The organism is Acidobacteriota bacterium, from assembly GCA_040754075.1.
Classification (GTDB): Bacteria; Acidobacteriota; Blastocatellia; order UBA7656; family UBA7656; genus JBFMDH01.
Map to the genome: position 1 here is coordinate 64977 of JBFMDH010000031.1, position 18969 is coordinate 83945.

An 18969-nucleotide genomic window follows, 5' to 3' on the forward strand; every position below is an offset into this window, starting at 1 on the left:
CCGACCCTGTGAAAAATGTGTCGGGTTTCATTGCTTGTGTGTGGGAATCTCAATCTCGTGTGGCGATAAATTTCTGCGCGCCTAAAATAATTGCGCCGATGTATACATACAAAAGCCCTGCAATCACCAGAGCGAATTTGATTATTGTCAAGATTCGCGAAGTCGTCATCGAAGCGTTTGCCGAAACTTGCACGAGCATAGTAAGCAGCAAAGCGTTTTCAATCGCATCGCAAAGCCCTGCAATGAGTTGTCCCCACGCCAGCCACCCGCCGAGATGCGCAAGAAAAGCCAGCGATTTTTCACGCAACAGGAATGCGACGCCAACACAGGTCATGCCGATGCTTATCGGGTAAGTGATGAGATACAGGTAATCAATGAAGAAATGATTGATGGCTTGTTGCCGAACACCTGCTTTTCCCCAGTAATCAATTATCTTTTGTGCATTGTCGGGCGTCTTGGCAAACTCGAAAGACATAATGCCACCGGGCGCTACCAAATCTTTTACCGGTTTATTCTCGTCTTTTTCTTTCAGCGGTTCGCCAAGCACGCCAAGCGTCACCATCAAAGCCAGGCTCGCGACCAGCGCCGTCAAAAACACCGGCTTGCGTTTTTCCAAAGGGATTTTTGCAAACGGATGCGTCATCATCTCCTCCTAAAAGGGGAAATTTTAAGTGCCCAGTTTGACATGCTTTGAGCTTAGCGCGGTTTGCCAGCCGCGCTAATTTCGCTAGTTGCCTTTGAACCAGTATTTGGTTTTTGCTGCCCACTCGCTGCGCGGATATTTTTTGTGCAAAGTGTCGTAAGCCAGCTTGGAAAATCTGCCGGTGTCTTTATCCGTGCACCCGTAGCGCGTCGCTTTGACCGCCAGATGCAAGGCTTCTGCAAGACGCGGGTCAGTCGCTTTTGTATTAGCGAAATTGACGATTTGTTGACATAGGTAATTCGGCGCATTGCCGAGCGCCCTCAGTTTCGCGCTCTCTTTTTCAGCCGTCGCCCTTTGCGCAGCGGTAAGAAAATCTGGAGATTCAGAGGTGTTGGTATTGGATTCCTTAATGTACTTTTGCGCTTCGGGGTCGTCACCTGCGCTTGCCGCCGCCAATTTATCTTCGCTTCTGATAATCTCCGCGCACCACCAGTTATCGCGGTAATTGTCAATCTCTTTAAGCGAGGTGCTTCTGCCAACCCCTGAGTCCACATAAGGCTCCGCGCCGGGATTTCTCAACAGGATATAAAGCGCCGTCAGTTTTTTATCGTCCGGCGTCGCGGCTGCGAGATACGTACTCAACTCATTTTTCAAATCGGGCGCAAGCGTTTGCAAAAGGGTTGCCAACGCCTTGCCCGTTTCATGGTCATCCAGTAACACAGCGCGAACCCAGGCGGCTTGCGCAACTTCGCGACGCAGATAATCGGGCAGCGTCCTGCTTGCCGCTGCCTCTTTCAATAAACTCAAAGGCAAACGAGAATTGAGCACATAATAAATATCGGTATCAAAAGCCAGACGCCCGGCGGCGAATTCTCGCAGTTTGGGGTCGTCGGAATCTTTGAGGTCGGTTGACACCACTTCACGTCCATCATCGTCATAAGAAAACCCGGCGGGTTTTCGCGCCGCAAACTTGAGCAGGTCATCGAGACTGAGCGCGACTTTCAGGCGCAACCCCATAAATTGATTTCTGGCGGATTGTGGCATCATGAGGGTACGCGACGTAAGCAAGCTGTCGAGCATTTTTCGCGCTTCATCTTTTTTATTTCCGTCAATCAAGAGCCGCGCCGTGTGATAAGCAAGCGTCGCATAGGCAGGGGAATCGGCTTTTACTTTCATCGCCGCGCTTATCAATTCGCCGGCTCGCGGATGGTTTGCGCCGACTTTGGTGAGGGCGGAAACCAGCCACGCCAGCGCCCCGGTTTTCGTCCATTTCTGCACGGCGTAATCGAGCGCCGGTTTGTCTTCGACCTGAAAAACAAACAGCCAATCGGTCAGGTCATCGTTTCTGCCGATGGTCGGCAGGTGTTCGGATTTTTTCTTCTCGTCGGAAAAATCATCCAAATCATCGGTGGTGTATTTGTCCATTAAAGCCGTGTAATCCCACAAATCCTGCCAGATGGTTTTGCCGGAATTTTTTCTGAGCAAGGCTTGCGCAAGTTCCGTCAGACGGGCTTCGGGATGCAGACGATAGTTGACGAAATTCAAAGTGCCACGCGCCGCCGAGTGAACCGAATTGTAACTCGCGTCGCTTAAAATTTTTTTGAGCCGCGCTTCAGCCTCTTTCATCAACGGTTCATCGAAACGTTTCTGGTCATCTACGGAAAGCGTCGATTTGCGAACGAGAGCGCGCGCCGCCAGATACGGCGCGATGAGGCGATAGGGGGAATTTTTATCCGTAGCGATTTGCGAAAAGCCTTTTTCGGCTTCGTCCCATTTATCGCCATAGAAATTCGCGGCAGCGATTTGATACGCGCGGTCGGCTTGCAACCAGGCGGGCGCGCTCGCAGGTGTAGGCGCAGGCGGCGCAACATTGCTTAAACAATTGGCAAAGACCTGATCCTGAGCCTGTAACCATTCTTTAACTAAAGGACTGGTCGCACCGTATTTGGCGATGCGTTCCTGCAACAGTTTCGCGGCATTTTTAAAAGCGTCTTCGGTGCAGTTGGCATAGCTGAAAAATTCTTCGTTGGCATTTTTATAAATTTCAATATTAGGCGAAGCTTCTACGCCCGGCACTTTGCTTCGCGCTTCAAGCCATCTTGCGACCTGGTTGTCACCCTTGGGTTGATTGTATTCATCTTCGCGCAAGCGATGTCGCCACATCGCGACGATGGCTTTTTGTTCTTCGCTGTCAAACCCAAGACCTGCGAAATAACGATAAGCGACGTAAAGATACGACCGCGCATAGCTTGATTGAATGACGCCGAGTTCGCCCGCCGCGTATTGGTCGAGCGGAAAATCCGGGTGAACCGTGAAGGTGAAATAGGCTTGATTAAAAAACGGCCCGCAGGCGAGTTGCGATTGCGGATAGTAGCAAAGCGCCGCAAACATGGCGGCAATGAGTATCAGGGCTTTGGCTTTCTTTATTCTCAAAAAAAATTTTTGCAGGGATTGATGAGTTCGATTTTTCATTGCCATCGTTTCACCTCTTCGATAATCGGTTGCGCGGTTGCTTGATCCCAGGCGCGATTGCTGAAAATGTAAACCCGTCGCGAAGCCGGCAAACGTGTGAAAGGTTCGTCGGTTGCAATGCCCAAACTTTGCGCGGCTAAGGGTTCGCGAAAATCGCCGCCGTTTTCAATATGGGCGCGAATCTGTTTTTCATCTGCGCCCAGACGAAAGAGCATGGGCACGGCTTCATCAACCGGCAGGTCGCTAATCCAGTTGTCATACAGACACCAACTGGCAAGCGCGGTGATGGAAAGCGGCATGGTGGTCGGTAATTCTTTGCGCAAATCCTTGAGCAGTTGTCGGTAAAATTCGCGTTCGCTTTCGCGGGCATCGAAATCGACCTGCACGCCGGAGGTCAGCGGGTTGTTGATGGTGGCGAGGATTTTTGCGAGCACCTTTTTGCGTTGTTCATCTGAGAAACTCGGTTTCTCCTGCCGGTCGGTTTCGATGCGGGTCACGGAAATCACAAAGGCGTCTTTGGAAATTTGCAGCGGTTGCAGGCGCGGGCGCACGAAAGTTTCCTCGCCTTTCAAATGAATGGTGTTGGTTAAAATTGCTACGCCGACTTCGCGTGGATTGATGAAGCGCAAATCTTCCGGGCGCTCCCATGCCCACAAAATAATATTCGGGCATTTGCCGAAACGTTCAGCGGATGTGGGCTTTCTCATCGGCTGCGCCACCGCCCGCCAGTAAACATAAAATGCCACTACACTCGGCAAAGTGACGATGATGGCAGCTAAGATTAAAGCTTTCTTTTTTGCGAACTGCATAAGCTTAAAGTTTTGGAAGCGTCAGACCTTTCTGGTCTTGATATTTTCCGCCCCGGTCGCTGTAACTGGTCAGACAATCTTCGTCGGATTCAAAAAAGAGAATTTGAATGAAGCCTTCTTCGGCATAAAGTCGCACCGGCAAATTCGCAGCGTTGAAAAGCTCGACAACTAAACGCCCGCACCAGTTGGCTTCGAGTGGCGTGGTGTTGGCAATCAACCCCGACCGCGCATAGGTCGACTTGCCAATCGCCAGGGCGGTAACGCGGCGCGGCATATTGAAACGTTCGATGGTGACCCCGAGCGCATAAGAGTGCGGCGGCAATAACCAGTATTCGGAACCATCTTCGGCGCGTCGCAAAGGAACATCTAAAAGGCTCGCGGCATCGAAATTTTTCGGGTCGATTTCAGTGCCGGTCACGGGTGAAAAAACTTTGAATTCATCGCGCGCCAGTCGACAATCATATCCGTAACTCGACAGCCCGCAACTGATGATGCGGCGATTATCAACCCGGCGAATCAAACGCGCTTCATAAGGTTCGATTAAGCCCTCTTCTTCGCACATGCGCCTAATCCAACCGTCAGATTTGATCGACATCAATTCTCCTGTGCTTGAAATGAAATATCAGATTTTTGATGGCAGATGCCGGCTTGATGTTACCTGAAAATATTTTCGGCATCCGCCTCTCATCGCCCTTGCGCACACATAAAATTCCGGGATGGGCGCTGACTTTAATCTGTTTAATTGAGCGAAGAAATCTATCACAAAAGCGGCGCTTTGCGGAAAGCCGGTTGCTCAGTTTAGAGATTCGGGTTTGCTTAAAACATTGTGCAGCACGTCGCTGAGTTCACTAATTTGAAAAGGTTTGGCGATGACTTCGACAAAGCCGAATTTTTTATGGTCAGCCATCACCGGCGCGGTCGAATAGCCGCTTGAAACAATACATTTCGCGCGCGGGTCAATTTCCAGGATTTTTTTAACCGCTTCTTGTCCGCCCATTTTGCCCGGCACGGTTAAATCCATAATCACCGCATTGAACGGGTTGTGGCGTTGCAGCGCGTCTTTGTACGCCGCAATTGCTTCTTCGCCGCTCGCGGTTCCGGTAAATTCATACCCCAGGTCAACCAGCATATCATTGAGCATATCGCGGATGATTTTCTCATCGTCCATCACCAGAATTTTCCCTTTGCCGGAAGCGCTCGACTCAATCGACGCGAGGGTCTCAGCCGCCGGTTTATTTAAAGCCGGAAGATAAATTATAAAACTTGCGCCGCTGCCGAGCTGGGATTCCACGAAAATATAGCCCTCGTGATTTTTAATGATCGAATAGGCAGTGGCGAGTCCCAGCCCGCTGCCTCTCTGTTTGGTAGTAAAGTACGGGTCAAAAATTTTCGACAGATGTTCTTCGGCGATGCCCACGCCTTCATCCTTGATGGCGATTTTGAGGTAATGACCGGGCTTGATGGGGATGCCTTGAATAAGGGTATTGGGGTGAATATCCAGGTTGATTGCCGAAATTTCAATCATGCCGCCAAGCGGCATGGACTGCCGCGCATTGAGCACCAGATTATGAATCACCTGACTGATTTGTCCTTCGTCAATTTCCGTGAGCCACAATCCGGTCTGAAAATTGGTGGTGGGTTGAATGTTTGAACCGGTCAGCGCAAAGCTGATGTTTTCCCGTAACAGCGGCGCGATGGAGATGGTTTTTTTAACCGGCGCGCCGCCTTTGGCAAAGGTTAAAAGTTGTTGGGTTAAATCTTTGGCTCTGAGGGTTGCGAGTTCCGATTCGCCCAACCGCGCATAAGCTTTATGGTCAGCGTCGATGAAGCGTTTAGCCAGCGAGATATTGCCCAGCACGGCGGCTAAAATATTGTTGAAGTCGTGAGCAATGCCGCCCGCCAGTATGCCTATGGATTCAAGCTTGCTGGCTTTCAAGAGTTCTTCTTCGCGTTTGCGCTCTTCGGTGGTGTCGCGAAAAACCAGCACCATGCCGATAATCTGACTTTGTCGATTGTGGATGGGCGCGCCGCTATCGGCTATCGGATACTCTTTGCCATCTTTGGCAATCAGCAGTGTGCGATTTTCCATGCCGACAGCTTTGCCGGTTTGCAGCACCTTCTTGACCGGGCTTTCGCGGATTTCTCTGGTTCTTTCATTGATGATATGAAAAATTTCATTTAAAGGTTTGCCTATCGCCTCTTCCTGTTTCCAACCGGTCAGTTTTTCGGCAACCCGATTGATGAGTACGATGCGCTCGTCGGTATCTGTGGCGATGACCCCATCGCCGATTGAACGCAAAGTAACCGACAGGCGTTCTTTTTCGGCAGCCAGTAATTCCTCAGCGCGTTTGCGTTCGGTTATATCGAAAGCCGTTGCCGTCGCGACCTTTTTGCCCTGATAGTTGATAAAATCGCCGACCGAAAATTCGACCCAGCGCTCTTCGCCGCTTTTGGTGACGATTTTGTACTCAATGCTTTTTTCTACCGTCGTGCCTTGCAAACGCGATTGAAATCTTTTTGCCGCAAAGCCCCGATAATCGGGATGCATCAAATCAAACGGATTCATCCGTAAAAGTTCTTCTCGCGAATAGCCGGTGATGGCTTCGGTTGCCGGATTGACATAGAGAAACGAATTGGTGTCATACATCATAATGACGCCAACCGACGCTTCGGCGATAACCCGGAACCGCGCTTCGCTTTCGCGCAACGCCTCTTCGGCTTTGACCCGTTCGGTAATATCTGTCAGGGTGCCAATGAAGCCGATGAGTTCCCCTTCATTGTTGTATTCGGGAACCGCTTGACCATAAATCCACACAATCCTGCCATCCGGTCTTAAAATTCTATACTCCACGCTGATTTCCGAGCCGGTTTTAGTGGCTTCTCTCCCGATCTTCAAAACTTTCTCTCGATCATCGGGGTGCAGCGTTTTTACCCAACCGAACCCCATCGCCTGTTCACGGCTCAGTCCGACAATCTCTCCCCAACGTTCATTGACGTAAACAAACCGCCCATCGGTTTGGTAACAGTAGATGCCAACCGGTGAAGAACGGGCTAAAGCCTGAAAGCGTTCTTCGGATTCACGCAGCGCCTGCTCGGATTTGACGCGCTCGGTAATGTCTGTGAGCGTGCCGACATAACCGATAAGGTCGCCATGCGCATCGCGCTCAGGCACCGCCTGCCCGTAAACCCAAACGGTTTTGCCATCGGGTCGTTGAAAGCGATATTCGTCGTGAAAATCGGTTCCGGCGCGCGACGTATCGCGGGCAACCTGCAACATCTTTTCCCGGTCATCGGGATGCAACGCTTTTATCCAGCCATAGCCGAGCGCCGCTGTTTTACTGATGCCGACAATTTCACTCCAACGCTCATTGACGTAAACGCATTTGCCGGTTTTGTCCAAACGATAGATACCGACCGGCGAACTGCGCGCCAGGCTTTGAAAGCGCCCTTCGGATTCACGCAACCCCAGTTCCGCCTCTTTGCTTTCGGTAATGTCGCGGACAATGGCAATCACTTCATCTTTGCCGCTCGCAATCACCCGGGCTTCGTACCAACCGGCTTGTCCGACAGCCGTCAGTTGATATTCAAATTTTTGCATCGCGCCGGTTTTTAAGGCTTGCGTAATGTAATGCATCGCTTGTCGAGCGACTTCCGGCGGCAGCACTTCGTAAACCGTTTTACCCACCAAATCGGGCGGGTTGTCGAATACCTGACTTTCCGGCGGTAACTTGAACGCCAGATAAGTGCCATCGCTGCGGACGCGAAAAAGCAAATCGGGAATGGCATTCAGCAGCGTTTGAATATTCAATTGCGCCTTGAGCAATTCATAAGCGATTTGTTTGCGTTCATCAACCTCTTGATTGAGCAAGGCATTCTTTTCGGTTAGCTCAAGCTCAAGCAACTTGCTTGGCGTAACGTCTCTTTGCAGATTCCAGGCTCTTAGCAGATAGCCATTTTGAATTATGCCGAGAAAATCGTTGGAAAAATATTTCAGGTGGTTGTCTTTGTCATACCGGTGAGATTGATAATTGGTCAAATGATATCCGGAGCGAATAAATGCCTGTAATATTTTCAGATTTTGGGGGTCTGAGCGGGCGAATAAATCACCGAATTTTGCTCCAACCCGCCCTTTCGTATCGGTAAAGCCATGCATGGTTGCCATCGCCGGATTGCATTCCGCTAAATAACCGTGCGCATAAAAATGCTCAATCTGTTGGTCTTCGGGTAAAGTGATGGGCATCGGTTCAGCGAGTTCAACGCGCCAGATGCCTTCGGCGCATTGGTCGATAAAGGCTTCATATTTTTCTTCGCAAGCCTTTAAGCTATCTTCAACCTGATGGGCTTTTTCGAGTTCATTGGTTAAAACAGCGCGCATCGGGTTGGGTTCCCGCTCTTTTAAGGACAGCAGATTTTCAAGGTCACGCCGGGCAGACAATTCGGCGCGCAGCTTTTCCAACTCCTGTTCAGCTTCGCGCAGCCTCACAAGCAGTTGAGCTTTGGTCTGCCGGGTATCAGCCATTGGCTACTCCTTTAGCAACTCAACAAATTGATTAATAAAACTTCGATAAGGGGCAACAGGGAGAGAAGAATCTCTTGAAATTGACCCAGTAGGTGCTTCACAGTTTATCGGTTCACCACCCACCGGTCAATTGTAGATTTCAGGCGAATTCGCCATTTCTGTTTTTCAGGAAGGGTTAAAAAAAAAGGGCTTTTTCAAAAATTTTTGAAAAAGCCTTTTGTGATTCAAAGCTAAATTGATAACCGGTGAGTTTAACCGAGGGCTTCTTTCACCAGTTTTCGTTGCTCCATCATATGAATGGCGTGCGAGCCGGTCGCGGTGCTGGCGCTTGCCGGACGACCGATGTAGGCAAGCTGTTGATGCGTTGCTGATAACTCGCGCAATCGCGGTTCGATGAACGACCACGCGCCCTGATTTTTCGGTTCTTCCTGTACCCAGCGAACACTGACCGCTTTGGCATAGCGGGCGAGTTGTTCACTGATTAAATTTTTCGGAAAGGGATAGAGTTGTTCGAGCCGTAAAATTGCCGTCGTCCGGTCATTCAATTTTTTACGCTCTGCCGCCAGGTCATAATAAACCTTACCGCTACACAGCAACACTTTGGTCACTTGTGTTGCATCGGCAAATCCATCATCGGCAAGCGCCGGTTGAAAGCCGCCGCTGATGAATTCATCAATCGGGGATGAGGCTTCCGGCAGTCTGAGCAGACTTTTCGGGGTAATCACCACCAGCGGTTTTGCCGTTTGTTTAGCCTGACGGCGCAACAGATGAAAATACTGCGCGGCATTCGTGCAATTGGCGACTTGAATATTATCACCGGCACAAAGTTGCAGGTAACGCTCGATGCGGGCGCTCGAATGCTCAGGTCCTTGACCTTCGTAACCGTGCGGCAATAACAACACGAGGCGCGATTTCTGTGTCCACTTCTCTTCGCCCGAAGCGATGAACTGATCAATGATGACCTGTGCGGCGTTGGCGAAATCGCCGAACTGCGCTTCCCATAAAACCAGCGCATCGGGGGCGGCAATGCTGTAACCATACTCGAATCCCAGCACCCCGGTTTCCGAAAGCGGACTGTCATAAATAAAACACTGCGCATTGTCGGAAGCCAGCAGCGTCAGCGGCGACCACTCTTCGCCGGTTCGCGTATCGGTAAACCCGGCATGGCGTTGACTGAAAGTGCCGCGCACAGAATCTTGTCCGGTGAGTCTTACGGTCACGCCTTCAACTAAAAGCGAACCAAACGCCAAAGCCTCCGCCGTGCTCCAATCAACCAACCCACCAACCTCGATCATCTTGGCGCGCTTGGTCAGCAAGCCGACAACTTTGGGATTGAGATTAAAATTATGGGGCACGTGGGTGATGGTTTCGGCAATGGTTTTCAGTACCGGATGCGCCACTCCGGTTTTGATGACTTCAATAGTTTGCGCTTCCGGTTTTGGCGCGGGAATGGTTATCTCTTTGCCCTGCTGTTCGATGATTTGTTTAGCGCCGAGTTGGGCATTTTCATAACGCCGCCAGCGTTCATCCATCAGCGATTTGATTTTCTCTTCGCTCATCGTCGCTTCTTTGATGAGCTTGCGCGCATAGAGTTCGCGAACGCCGGGATGCTCTTTGATGCGTTGATACATCACCGGCTGTGTGTAGGTCGGTTCATCGCCTTCGTTGTGCCCGTGTTTGCGAAAACCGATGACATCTATCACCACGTCTTTTTGAAACTGCTGGCGATAATCCAACGCGATTTGCAAAACGTTGAAAGCCGCTTCCGGGTCGTCGCTGTTGACGTGAAAAATCGGCACTTGAATCATCTTGGCAATGTCGGTGCTGTAGGTCGATGAGCGTCCTTCTTCGGGCGGCGTGGTAAAGCCCAGTTGATTATTGGCAATGAGGTGAATGGTGCCGCCGGTTTTATAACCCGGCAGTTGTGACATATTCAAGGTTTCAGGCACCACGCCTTCGCCGGCAAACGCCGCGTCACCGTGAATCAACACCGCGAGTCTGGTTAGAGGGTTATCGAGCGGCGCGGCATCCTGTTTGGCGCGCACCACGCCTTCAACCACCGGGTCAACAAATTCCAGATGGCTGGGATTCGAGGCAACCGAAAGCGCCACCTGATGACCGTCGGCGGTCTCACGTATGCCGCTTGCGCCTTGATGATATTTCACATCGCCATAATCGCTCGGATATTTCGGATGAATCGAGCCTTCAAAAATCGTGAAGATGCGTTCGCAGAATTTGCCAATCACATTGGCGATGACATTCAATCTGCCGCGATGCGCCATACCGACGGTGACATCGCGAACCCCGTAGCGCGCGGCGCTTTCAATCAATTGGTCTACAAGCGCGACAACCGTTTCATTGCCTTCGATGGAGAAACGTTTTTGACCGAGATATTTGGTGCCTAAGAAACGCTCGAAGAGTTCTGCGGAAATCAACTTCCAGAGAATTTGTTCTTTAGTTTGTGCCGGCACCTCAGGTTGCGGGCGTTCGATGCGCGAGCGAATCCATTCCTTCTCTTCGGGACCTTGAATGTTGCGATATTCGATGCCGACTTTGCCGCAATAAAACTCGCGCAGCATATCGACGATTTCGCGAAGCGTTGCCGTGTCGCGGTCGCCGAGTCCGTCGGCGAAAAACTTTCTGTCCAAATCCCAGATCGTTAGTCCATAGGTTTCAATGTCCAGTTCTTTATGGTAACGAACATCTTTCCAGCCGAGCGGGTCAATGTCTGCAAGCAGATGTCCGCGCACGCGGTACGCATTGATGAGTTGCAGGACGCGCGATTGTTTGCGGGCTTCCTGTAACTCTTCGCCGATGATTGCCGGATTGATGTCAATCGCCCAGCGATAGGGACGGAAGGGAATTCCCAAATCAACAAAGATGCCTTCGTAAAATTCATGCTTGCCGCGCAGCATTTCATCAATGAGCGCCAGGAAAGCGCCCGACTCCGCGCCTTGAATAATGCGATGGTCATAGGTTGAAGTCGTGGTCATCACTTTGCTGATGCCGAGATGCGATAAAGCTTCTTGCGACATCGCCTGAAATTGCGGCGGGTATTCGATTGAACCCGTAGCGATGATTGCGCCTTGACCTTTCATCAGTCGCGGGTTTGAAGCTGTCGTGCCAATGGTTCCGGGATTGGTAAGGCTGATGGTGGTGCCTTGAAAATCGGCGACCTGCAATTTGTTATCCCGCGCGCGGCGCACGATGTCATCATAAGCGCCGAGCAGTTGCGAAAAATTCAGGCGATTTGCGCCTTTGATGTTGGGAACCAGCAAGGTGCGCGAACCATCTTTTTTGGTGACATCGACGGCAACACCGATGTTGACGTCTTGGTTGCGCAAGCGAAAGGCACCCGATTCGTCTTCAAAGTAAGCGTCGTTTAGTTGCGGGAATTTTTCCAGGGCTTTCAAAATCGCATAAGCCACGATGTGGGTGAAAGAGACTTTGCGCCCGCTGGCTTTGAGGAATTGGTTGATAAGACGGCGATTTTCATCAAGTAATTTAACCGGAATTTCACGAAACGAAGTTGCGGTCGGCACCTGCAAACTCGCTTCCATATTTTCGGCGATGCGATAAGCGGGACCGCGTATCGGCAAGCGTTCGATTGGCTCGCTGACCGTTGTTGGCTGAGCGGTCGGTGTTGGCACTGGCGCGGGCGCGACAACGGGTTGCTCAACCGGCGCTAGAGGTTGTGGCGCAGAGGTTGGCGCGGTTGTCGTTTGCGCCGTGGCAGGCGCTGGGGATTCAACCGGCGCTTGCGGTTTAGCGGGTTCGCTTGCGACGCTGCCCCAGGCTCTTTCGGGTTCAGTTTGGACATCGCCGGTTTGAGGTGAGGGTTTAGCTGGTTCAATCGGTGCGCTGAACTGCGGCTCGGCGAAAGTACGATTGGCGGCAAGCTCTTGAAAATAACCTTGCCATTCGTCGCCTATGGATAATGGATTTTGTTTAAACTGCTGCAATAAACTGATGACATAATCTGCATTGACGCCGAATTCATCGGCAATTAATTGTTCAATATCGGTCTGTGGGCTTGGTTTACTCATAGTCAAAATCTTCCTTCAAAGATAAGTGTAAAGTGTACTGCCCGACGACACGCTTCACAACTCTTACGGGGAGATTCAGGTCGATGAATGTTCATGCAAACTTGAAATCTGAAGGCGCTCGTTATAGGCTTGCCGCCGTATGGACGACCGCGAGGAAATCAAACTTGCCAACACCGCTTTTTACCGCGCCATCGAATCGGGAATGATTGAGCGCATGGAAGGGTTATGGGAGCACGAAGAGTATGTCTGTTGCGTGCATCCGGGTTGGGATCGCGTGGTGGGTTGGGCGAAAGTGCGCTATAGCTGGGAACAAATATTTGCCGGTGAACAAAGGATGCGTATCTTTCCTACAGAGGTTTCCATCCATTATTCAGGCGAAGTGGCGTGGGTAAGCTGCATTGAAAATATTACGCTTTTTCAGGATACCAATTTCGATACCGTGCAGGCTGCGGCAACCAACCTTTTCATCCAACGTGGTGGCAAATGGCTTATGGTGCATCACCATGCTTCACCGATTCCGATGATATTGCCTGACTCGGAATCCGACACCATTCAATGAATTGCATCGTTGAGAGAGTGAGAAACGGTTGCCGGTTTATCAGGACTTGGCAACCGTTTCTGCATATGGAATGGTTCGAGCACGCAATTGTGAAAAGCTGGCAAAGCGTCGAGCGGCTGCAAAACGGGGTCGTTGGCAAACTGACGAACGAATTGGCAAAACGGCTGCCCATCAGCTTTAGCCAAGCCGTATGACCTGAGCAGCCCTCTTTTAATGGGATTTCTCGCGGTTTTCAGCCGGTCACGCCAAAATCAAAATAACCGGTAATCAGGGGAAATGAGATTCAAAATTTTGGAGTAAAATCCAAAATATCATTTTTTTTGACTGAAGCGAGGTTCCGACGGCGTCCGCTGTGCTTTATTTAAATGCTACAAAAACAGAATTTAATCAAATGAACCCAAAAACCGCAGTGATGGAATGTTATTTGCTCGAATATGCCTCCAATCACTTTAATTAATGGGCAAAATCTCGAAAACTAGGTTGGTTCTCTGGCTCATTAACTCAGAGAAGAATTTAGCTAATAGTAAAATGTATACTAATACCCCTAATATGGAGGAAACTATGTTGAAAAAAATCTACAGCATCGTATTGCTGTTGGTTCTTGCAATCGGCTCGGTTGCGCCTGTCATGGCACAGGAAACCACGGGTTCGATTGAAGGAACGATTACCGATACCAGTGGAGCAGTTGTGCCGGGAGCGACGGTAAAAGTCGAAGGCGCAGCTTTCAACCGCACGATCACGACCGATGACAAAGGCTTCTATCGTGCAGCGCAGGTTCCACCGGGAACCTATAAAGTGACCGTCAGCGCCGGCAGCTTTGCGCCCGGACAGGCAGAAGATGTCACGGTTGTTCTCGGTAAAGCAACGGTTATTGATATCGCTTTGAAAGCGGGCGGCGTGCAGGAGCAGGTGAATGTCACCGGCAGCGACATTGCGCGTATTGACCCAACCGACAACAAGGTGCAGACCAACATCACCAGCAAAGTGATTGAATCGTTGCCGAAGGGACAAAATTTTACCAGCATTCTCAAACTTTCACCGGCAACCCGCCCGGAACCGATGAGCGGTCAGTTCCAAGTGGACGGCGCTTCGGGTTCGGAAAACTCCTTCATCATTGATGGTCAGGAAGTCAGCAATTTCCGCACCGGCGTGATCAATCAAAACAATAACCTGCCGCTCGAATTCGTTCAGGAAATTCAGATTAAAACCAGCGGTTTTGAAGCTGAATTCGGTGGCGCAACCGGCGGCGTGATTAACGTCGTGACCAAAGGCGGCAGCAATGCCTGGCATGGCAATTTCGGCTTGCACTTTGAAAACGATGAACTCACCGCCAGCAACCGTCCGTTCCTACAGGCATTCAGAAGCGGCACTGGTGCCAGCTTTGTACAGATCAACCAATTCCTGACCCCGCCGGAAGATAATTTCCAGAATTTCTACCCGGCAGCAACCCTGAGCGGTCCGGTCATCAAAGATCGCGTGTGGTTTTTGGCAAGCTATACGCCGCAATATCTTCTAACCACCCGCGAAACCAACTTCTTCTCTTCCGACCCGCGCACCAGAGTGCAGACGGATTCGGAAATTTACCGCGCCAAACAGATTAACGAATACGCTTTTGGGCGACTCGACTGGGCGGCGTTGGATACGCTCCGCGTCACCGGAACCTACACCTGGAACCCCATTGTTGTCGATGGATTGCTACCGTTTGGCACGATTTCGATTGGTGGCGCGCCATCATCCGTAAACTTCGGCGGCACAACCGGCGTTCTCAGAGGACATCGTTTGTCCGAACGTCAAGGCGGTCGTCAAAATTCCAACAACATCACCACCAATGCGGTGTGGACGCCGACCAGTAAATTGGTTGGCAGCTTCCGTTTCTCGCGCGGATTTTTGAACGAGAAGACCACCGGTTACTTAGTCCCGGACGTCACCCGCTACATCTGCGGCGGACAAGCACCTCCGGCTTCGGCGGGATGCGCGCAAGGTTTCCAGAACGTCACCAGCAACTCGCACAACAACTTTGACGTTTCCAAAAAGACCAACTTTGAAGGCGATGTCAGCTATCTGCTCAGCGGTTTCGCCGGACGTCACGAATTCAAAGGCGGTTACGGACATTCAAAGATTGAAAACGACGTTGACAACAGCAATACCGCTGATTTCGGCGTGGTTTCGCTCTCCTATGGCTTCTCTATCGCCGACGTCTCCGGCGTTGACCTGCCGTCATCTCCCGGAGCGATTGGCGCTGGACTCTTGCAGCGTTTTGCCAGAAAAGGTACTGCCAGCAACACCGCTCAGTCCATTTATGTGCAAGACAAATGGCAGCCGACCAGCCGCCTGTCAATCAACGCCGGTGTGCGCTTTGAAAAAGAAGACCTGCCGTCGTTCAACGGTTTTGCGCCGCCGATTAACTTCGGTTGGGGTGATAAGATCGTGCCGCGTATTGGCGGCGCTTACGATCTCTTAGGCAATGGCAAAACCAAACTGTTTGCCAGCTATGGTGAATACACCGACCGCTTGAAATTTGAACTGCCGCGCGGTTCATTCGGCGGCGAATTCTTCCGCAACGACTATTTTGAAATCTTCCCGGGTGAGCGCTTCGACACCTATACGAAAGCTCTCATCCTCGGCAGCACGGTTGATCAATTTGGCGGAAACTGCCCGATCAACGTCCCGGGTGCCAGAACCCGATGCCAGCTTGACTTCCGCATCGCCTCGAACAACCCGGACGCGACCATTTTCGACGGTCAGGTTGACCCCAATCTGAAAGAGTTCCGTCAACGCGAATTCACCGTTGGTGTCGAACATCAATTGACCGAGAAGATGCTTGTCAGAGCCCGTTACAGTCACAAGAACGTCCTGGACGCGATTGAAGACGCAGGCTTCCCGAACGCTCAGGGCAGTGAAGCTTACATTATCGGAAATCCGGGCAGCGGCTTGCACCTGGATGTTGCGAATCAGTTTGGCTTTGCCAAAGTCGCGTCACCCAAGCGCGTTTATGACGCTGTAGAAGTTGTCTTTGACCGTCGTTTGGCGAACCACTTCTTCTATAACCTTGCCTACACCTGGAGCCGTCTCTATGGCAATTACTCAGGACTGGCAAGCTCTGACGAACTCGGTCGCACTTCACCGGGCGTCAACCGCTTCTTCGACCTGCCGTTTGCCGGCTTTGCCACCACGGGTGAACCCGATGATGGTCGCCTGCCGACAGATCGTCCGCATGTTTTCAATGCGTTTGGCGGTTACAACTGGAACTGGTGGGGCAGCGCCAAGAACACCACTGAATTCGGGTTCTTTACGACTGCTCAATCCGGCACCCCGCTCACCACTTTCGTCAACCTCTATAACGTCGCACAGACGATTCTCAATGGACGTGGTGATTTGGGCAGAACGGAAGCTTTCACACAGACTGACTTCAACGTTTCGCACAAGATCAGACTCACAGAAAGCTCGACCTTGGCGTTTGATTTCAACGTCATCAACCTCTTCGATGAAAGCAACGTCCTGCAAGTGCAGAGAACTTTCGGCGCTGTGACACTGGGCGGCAACCTGGGTCTTGGTGATGAACCGACAACGATTAACAAATTGTTGACCGGTGGTATCCGGGATCAAATCCTTACCTACTTGAACGCGGCATCGAATCCTGAACGCAAGCAAACCAGTTATGGTCTGCCAACCACCTTCCAGGGTGCGCGTTCGGTTCGTCTCGGCGTTCGCTACACCTTCTAAACGGCAAGTCATTTGCCATAACTCAAAAGCCCATCCAGCAATGGATGGGCTTTTTAATTTTTAATCTGAAAGTTAGGCAACGCTTGATGATTGAATGTCGGGCAACTTTCTCATCTGCTCAATATCGAACTGCTCCAGAAAATTGCCAGGTTATAGCGGTTGGCAAAACGATTTACTGAGGTTGAACAGGCAGTCTTTGACCGCGCGCTCAACAGAGACTGGGTAAACTCATTTGCAAACCGCTATAACGTGATAAAGCCTTGTGGGGCGATCAGCATTCTATCGCAAGGCGCGCGCTATGACCGGTGCTTTGGCAATCAACAGGCAAAACGATCTGCGTATTGAATCAACCGGTATTCAAAAGAGTTTGGCTAGCGGAGCCTTCATAAGATTTGCTGCCCGTAGTTATTGTAGAGAGTGATGAATTTGCCGGATTTGATTTTTGTTGTTACGCATCCGTCAATCCATCTTTTCATTACACGTCACCGGTTTTATCGGCAATTTATTGATTAGCCTTGGTTCGCAGTTGTTGGATTAAGCCCTTAATTTTATCGGTATCCTTGGCATCGGTCGCTTCTTTCAAAAAGAGTTCCAGTTCATCCGCAGCTTCCTTATACCGTTTGGTATTGCTGTAAATTTGCGCCAGGTACATGTGGACATCGGGAATTTGTTTGCCGCCAAGTTCATAAGCTCGTTTAAGCGGAGTTTCAGCCTCTGCGAATTTGCTGCTGCGAAACAGCACGATGCCAAACCAGAATTGCGAATTTACGGAATTCGGCGCTAACGCAACCGCGCGTTGTAGCGATTCTGCCGCGCTGTTTAATTGCTTCAAATTGTATTGTGCAATCCCCAGCGTATGCAGACTAAGCTGGCCTTTGGGATTCACTTTTATGGCTTTCAACAGGGTTTCCTGCGCCAGTTCATATTGACGCTGTTTGGCATATTCCACTCCCAATCGCTCTAAGGCGAAATAAAACTGCGGAAAGATTTCAATTGCTTTTTTCAATAAGCCGATGCCCTCATCAAGGCTGCCTGACGAATCAAGTTTCTCAATGGCATCTTGATAATGTTTTTGCGCTTCAGCCGGAACGTTTTGGGAAAAGACGGTTCCGGGAGGTTTGACCTTGTTCGGTGATTTGACCTCATCCATCGTTCGCAAGGTGAGCACTCTCTCTTCGTAAGCCCGTCCGCTGTTTGCCGATGCCGAAACGACAATCAGTTCAACCCGCTCCGTTGGCGGAGTCGCATAGATGGTTCCGGCAGTAACTACCCGAATTTGATAATTGCCTCGCGTCAAGCCGCTAAAGACAAATCTTCCTGACCCGGTCGTCCGACTCCTTTTTATTACCAAATCCACATCGTCAAGTAACTCGACATAAATATCGGCTACCGGGCGACGCGAACTATCCATGATAAATCCGGCAATCGTGTTGCCGGTTTGCGCGGTCGATTTGAGCGGCAATAAAACAAGCAGCAAAACCAATATCAGTAAAATAGTTTTACTCATGAATTTCCTCCTAAAGTGAGTGAGGCATCGGAATTTTACGAATCAAAGATGCGGTTATTTTAACAAAAAACGCTCCCTATAACCTAGCGTAAAATCTCTCGAAATGAGGTTTGATAAACAAAAGTGCCTGAATAAACTGCCGCCGGGCACCGAACGCGGCGACAAATTCTCGCAGGTGAATGTGCGAGTCGGTTGGAACCATAAATTCACAGAGAACCTGAAACTGTCGCTGTTCTTTGAAGGGTTCAATATCTTCAACACCGCGAACTTCGGGAACTCATTCGATGGCACGGTTGGCAGTCCGAACTTCAAGAAGCCGACAAATTTCTTTGGCGCGACGGGATTTTCCGAACCCATCGGCATTCCGTTTCAGGGACAGTTCGGTATCCGTTTCAGTTTCTAACCTGACCTGCAAGGGTTAAGGCGTTGGACGCTTGCGACCCGCGACGCGCACGCGCTCTACGGTAAATTCGGATTTGCAACGCCAGCCCATCCTGAGCGCCTGATGGAAATTCACCGCCCTGATGTTTATCTAAAAACCGTCGATTAACCACTTGTTATCAAATTCAATATATTGGATAAGTGTTCAATATATTGAATCAATAAAGGTTTCAACAATGTAAAACTTTTTAAGCCGTTGCAAAAAGATGTTGCGGTTTTATGGCGAAAAAACGGGCGTTTTCCATAAATT

The 18969-nt window shown here is 50.5% G+C and carries 10 protein-coding genes and 1 pseudogene; 4 read left to right on the plus strand and 7 right to left on the minus strand.

Annotation, left to right across the window (positions count from 1 at the left end):
• Window positions 1–49: 49 nt before the first annotated feature.
• From AB1757_25275 to AB1757_25300, 6 genes are all read right to left on the minus strand, one after another.
• The gene (locus AB1757_25275; protein MEW6130372.1) at window positions 50–646 is read right to left on the minus strand and encodes a hypothetical protein; all 597 of its coding nucleotides are present in this window, start codon (window positions 644–646) and stop codon (window positions 50–52) included.
• A gap of 81 nt (window positions 647–727) precedes the next feature.
• Complete coding sequence (locus AB1757_25280; GenBank protein MEW6130373.1) at window positions 728–3115, minus strand: hypothetical protein; 2388 nt, start codon at window positions 3113–3115, stop codon at window positions 728–730.
• Window positions 3112–3924, minus strand: a complete 813-nt coding sequence (locus tag AB1757_25285) for a hypothetical protein (GenBank protein ID MEW6130374.1) — start codon at window positions 3922–3924, stop codon at window positions 3112–3114. The genes AB1757_25280 and AB1757_25285 overlap by 4 nt, the downstream gene beginning before the upstream one ends.
• Before the next feature lie 4 nt (window positions 3925–3928).
• Window positions 3929–4519 carry a dCTP deaminase gene (dcd, locus tag AB1757_25290; protein MEW6130375.1) on the minus strand — a complete coding sequence of 197 codons (591 nt, stop codon included), beginning with the start codon at window positions 4517–4519 and terminating at the stop codon, window positions 3929–3931.
• Between the two features lie 198 nt (window positions 4520–4717).
• Window positions 4718–8443: a PAS domain S-box protein gene (locus tag AB1757_25295; GenBank protein MEW6130376.1), complete on the minus strand. Its 3726-nt coding sequence runs from the start codon at window positions 8441–8443 to the stop codon at window positions 4718–4720.
• A gap of 251 nt (window positions 8444–8694) precedes the next feature.
• A complete protein-coding gene (locus AB1757_25300; GenBank protein MEW6130377.1) occupies window positions 8695–12489 on the minus strand; it encodes a multifunctional oxoglutarate decarboxylase/oxoglutarate dehydrogenase thiamine pyrophosphate-binding subunit/dihydrolipoyllysine-residue succinyltransferase subunit in 3795 nt (1264 codons plus the stop codon).
• Window positions 12490–12628: 139 nt separating this feature from the next.
• Between AB1757_25300 and AB1757_25305 the strand changes: the two genes are divergently transcribed.
• Both AB1757_25305 and AB1757_25310 read left to right on the plus strand, forming a co-directional pair.
• A complete protein-coding gene (locus tag AB1757_25305; GenBank protein ID MEW6130378.1) occupies window positions 12629–13048 on the plus strand; it encodes a nuclear transport factor 2 family protein in 420 nt (139 codons plus the stop codon).
• A 561-nt stretch (window positions 13049–13609) separates the two neighbouring features.
• Window positions 13610–16771 (plus strand): carboxypeptidase regulatory-like domain-containing protein, encoded by a 3162-nt coding sequence (locus AB1757_25310; protein ID MEW6130379.1) that lies wholly within the window; start codon window positions 13610–13612, stop codon window positions 16769–16771.
• 502 nt (window positions 16772–17273) lie between these two features.
• Here the strand turns inward: AB1757_25310 and AB1757_25315 are convergent.
• Entirely contained in the window at window positions 17274–18278 is a 1005-nt protein-coding gene (locus AB1757_25315; protein ID MEW6130380.1) for a tetratricopeptide repeat protein, read from the minus strand.
• A 103-nt stretch (window positions 18279–18381) separates the two neighbouring features.
• Here AB1757_25315 and AB1757_25320 point away from each other — a divergent pair, with 103 nt between their 5' ends.
• Both AB1757_25320 and AB1757_25325 read left to right on the plus strand, forming a co-directional pair.
• Complete coding sequence (locus AB1757_25320; GenBank protein MEW6130381.1) at window positions 18382–18681, plus strand: hypothetical protein; 300 nt, start codon at window positions 18382–18384, stop codon at window positions 18679–18681.
• A pseudogene (locus AB1757_25325) lies at window positions 18682–18828 on the plus strand (GNAT family N-acetyltransferase).
• The last annotated feature ends 141 nt before the right edge of the window (window positions 18829–18969 follow it).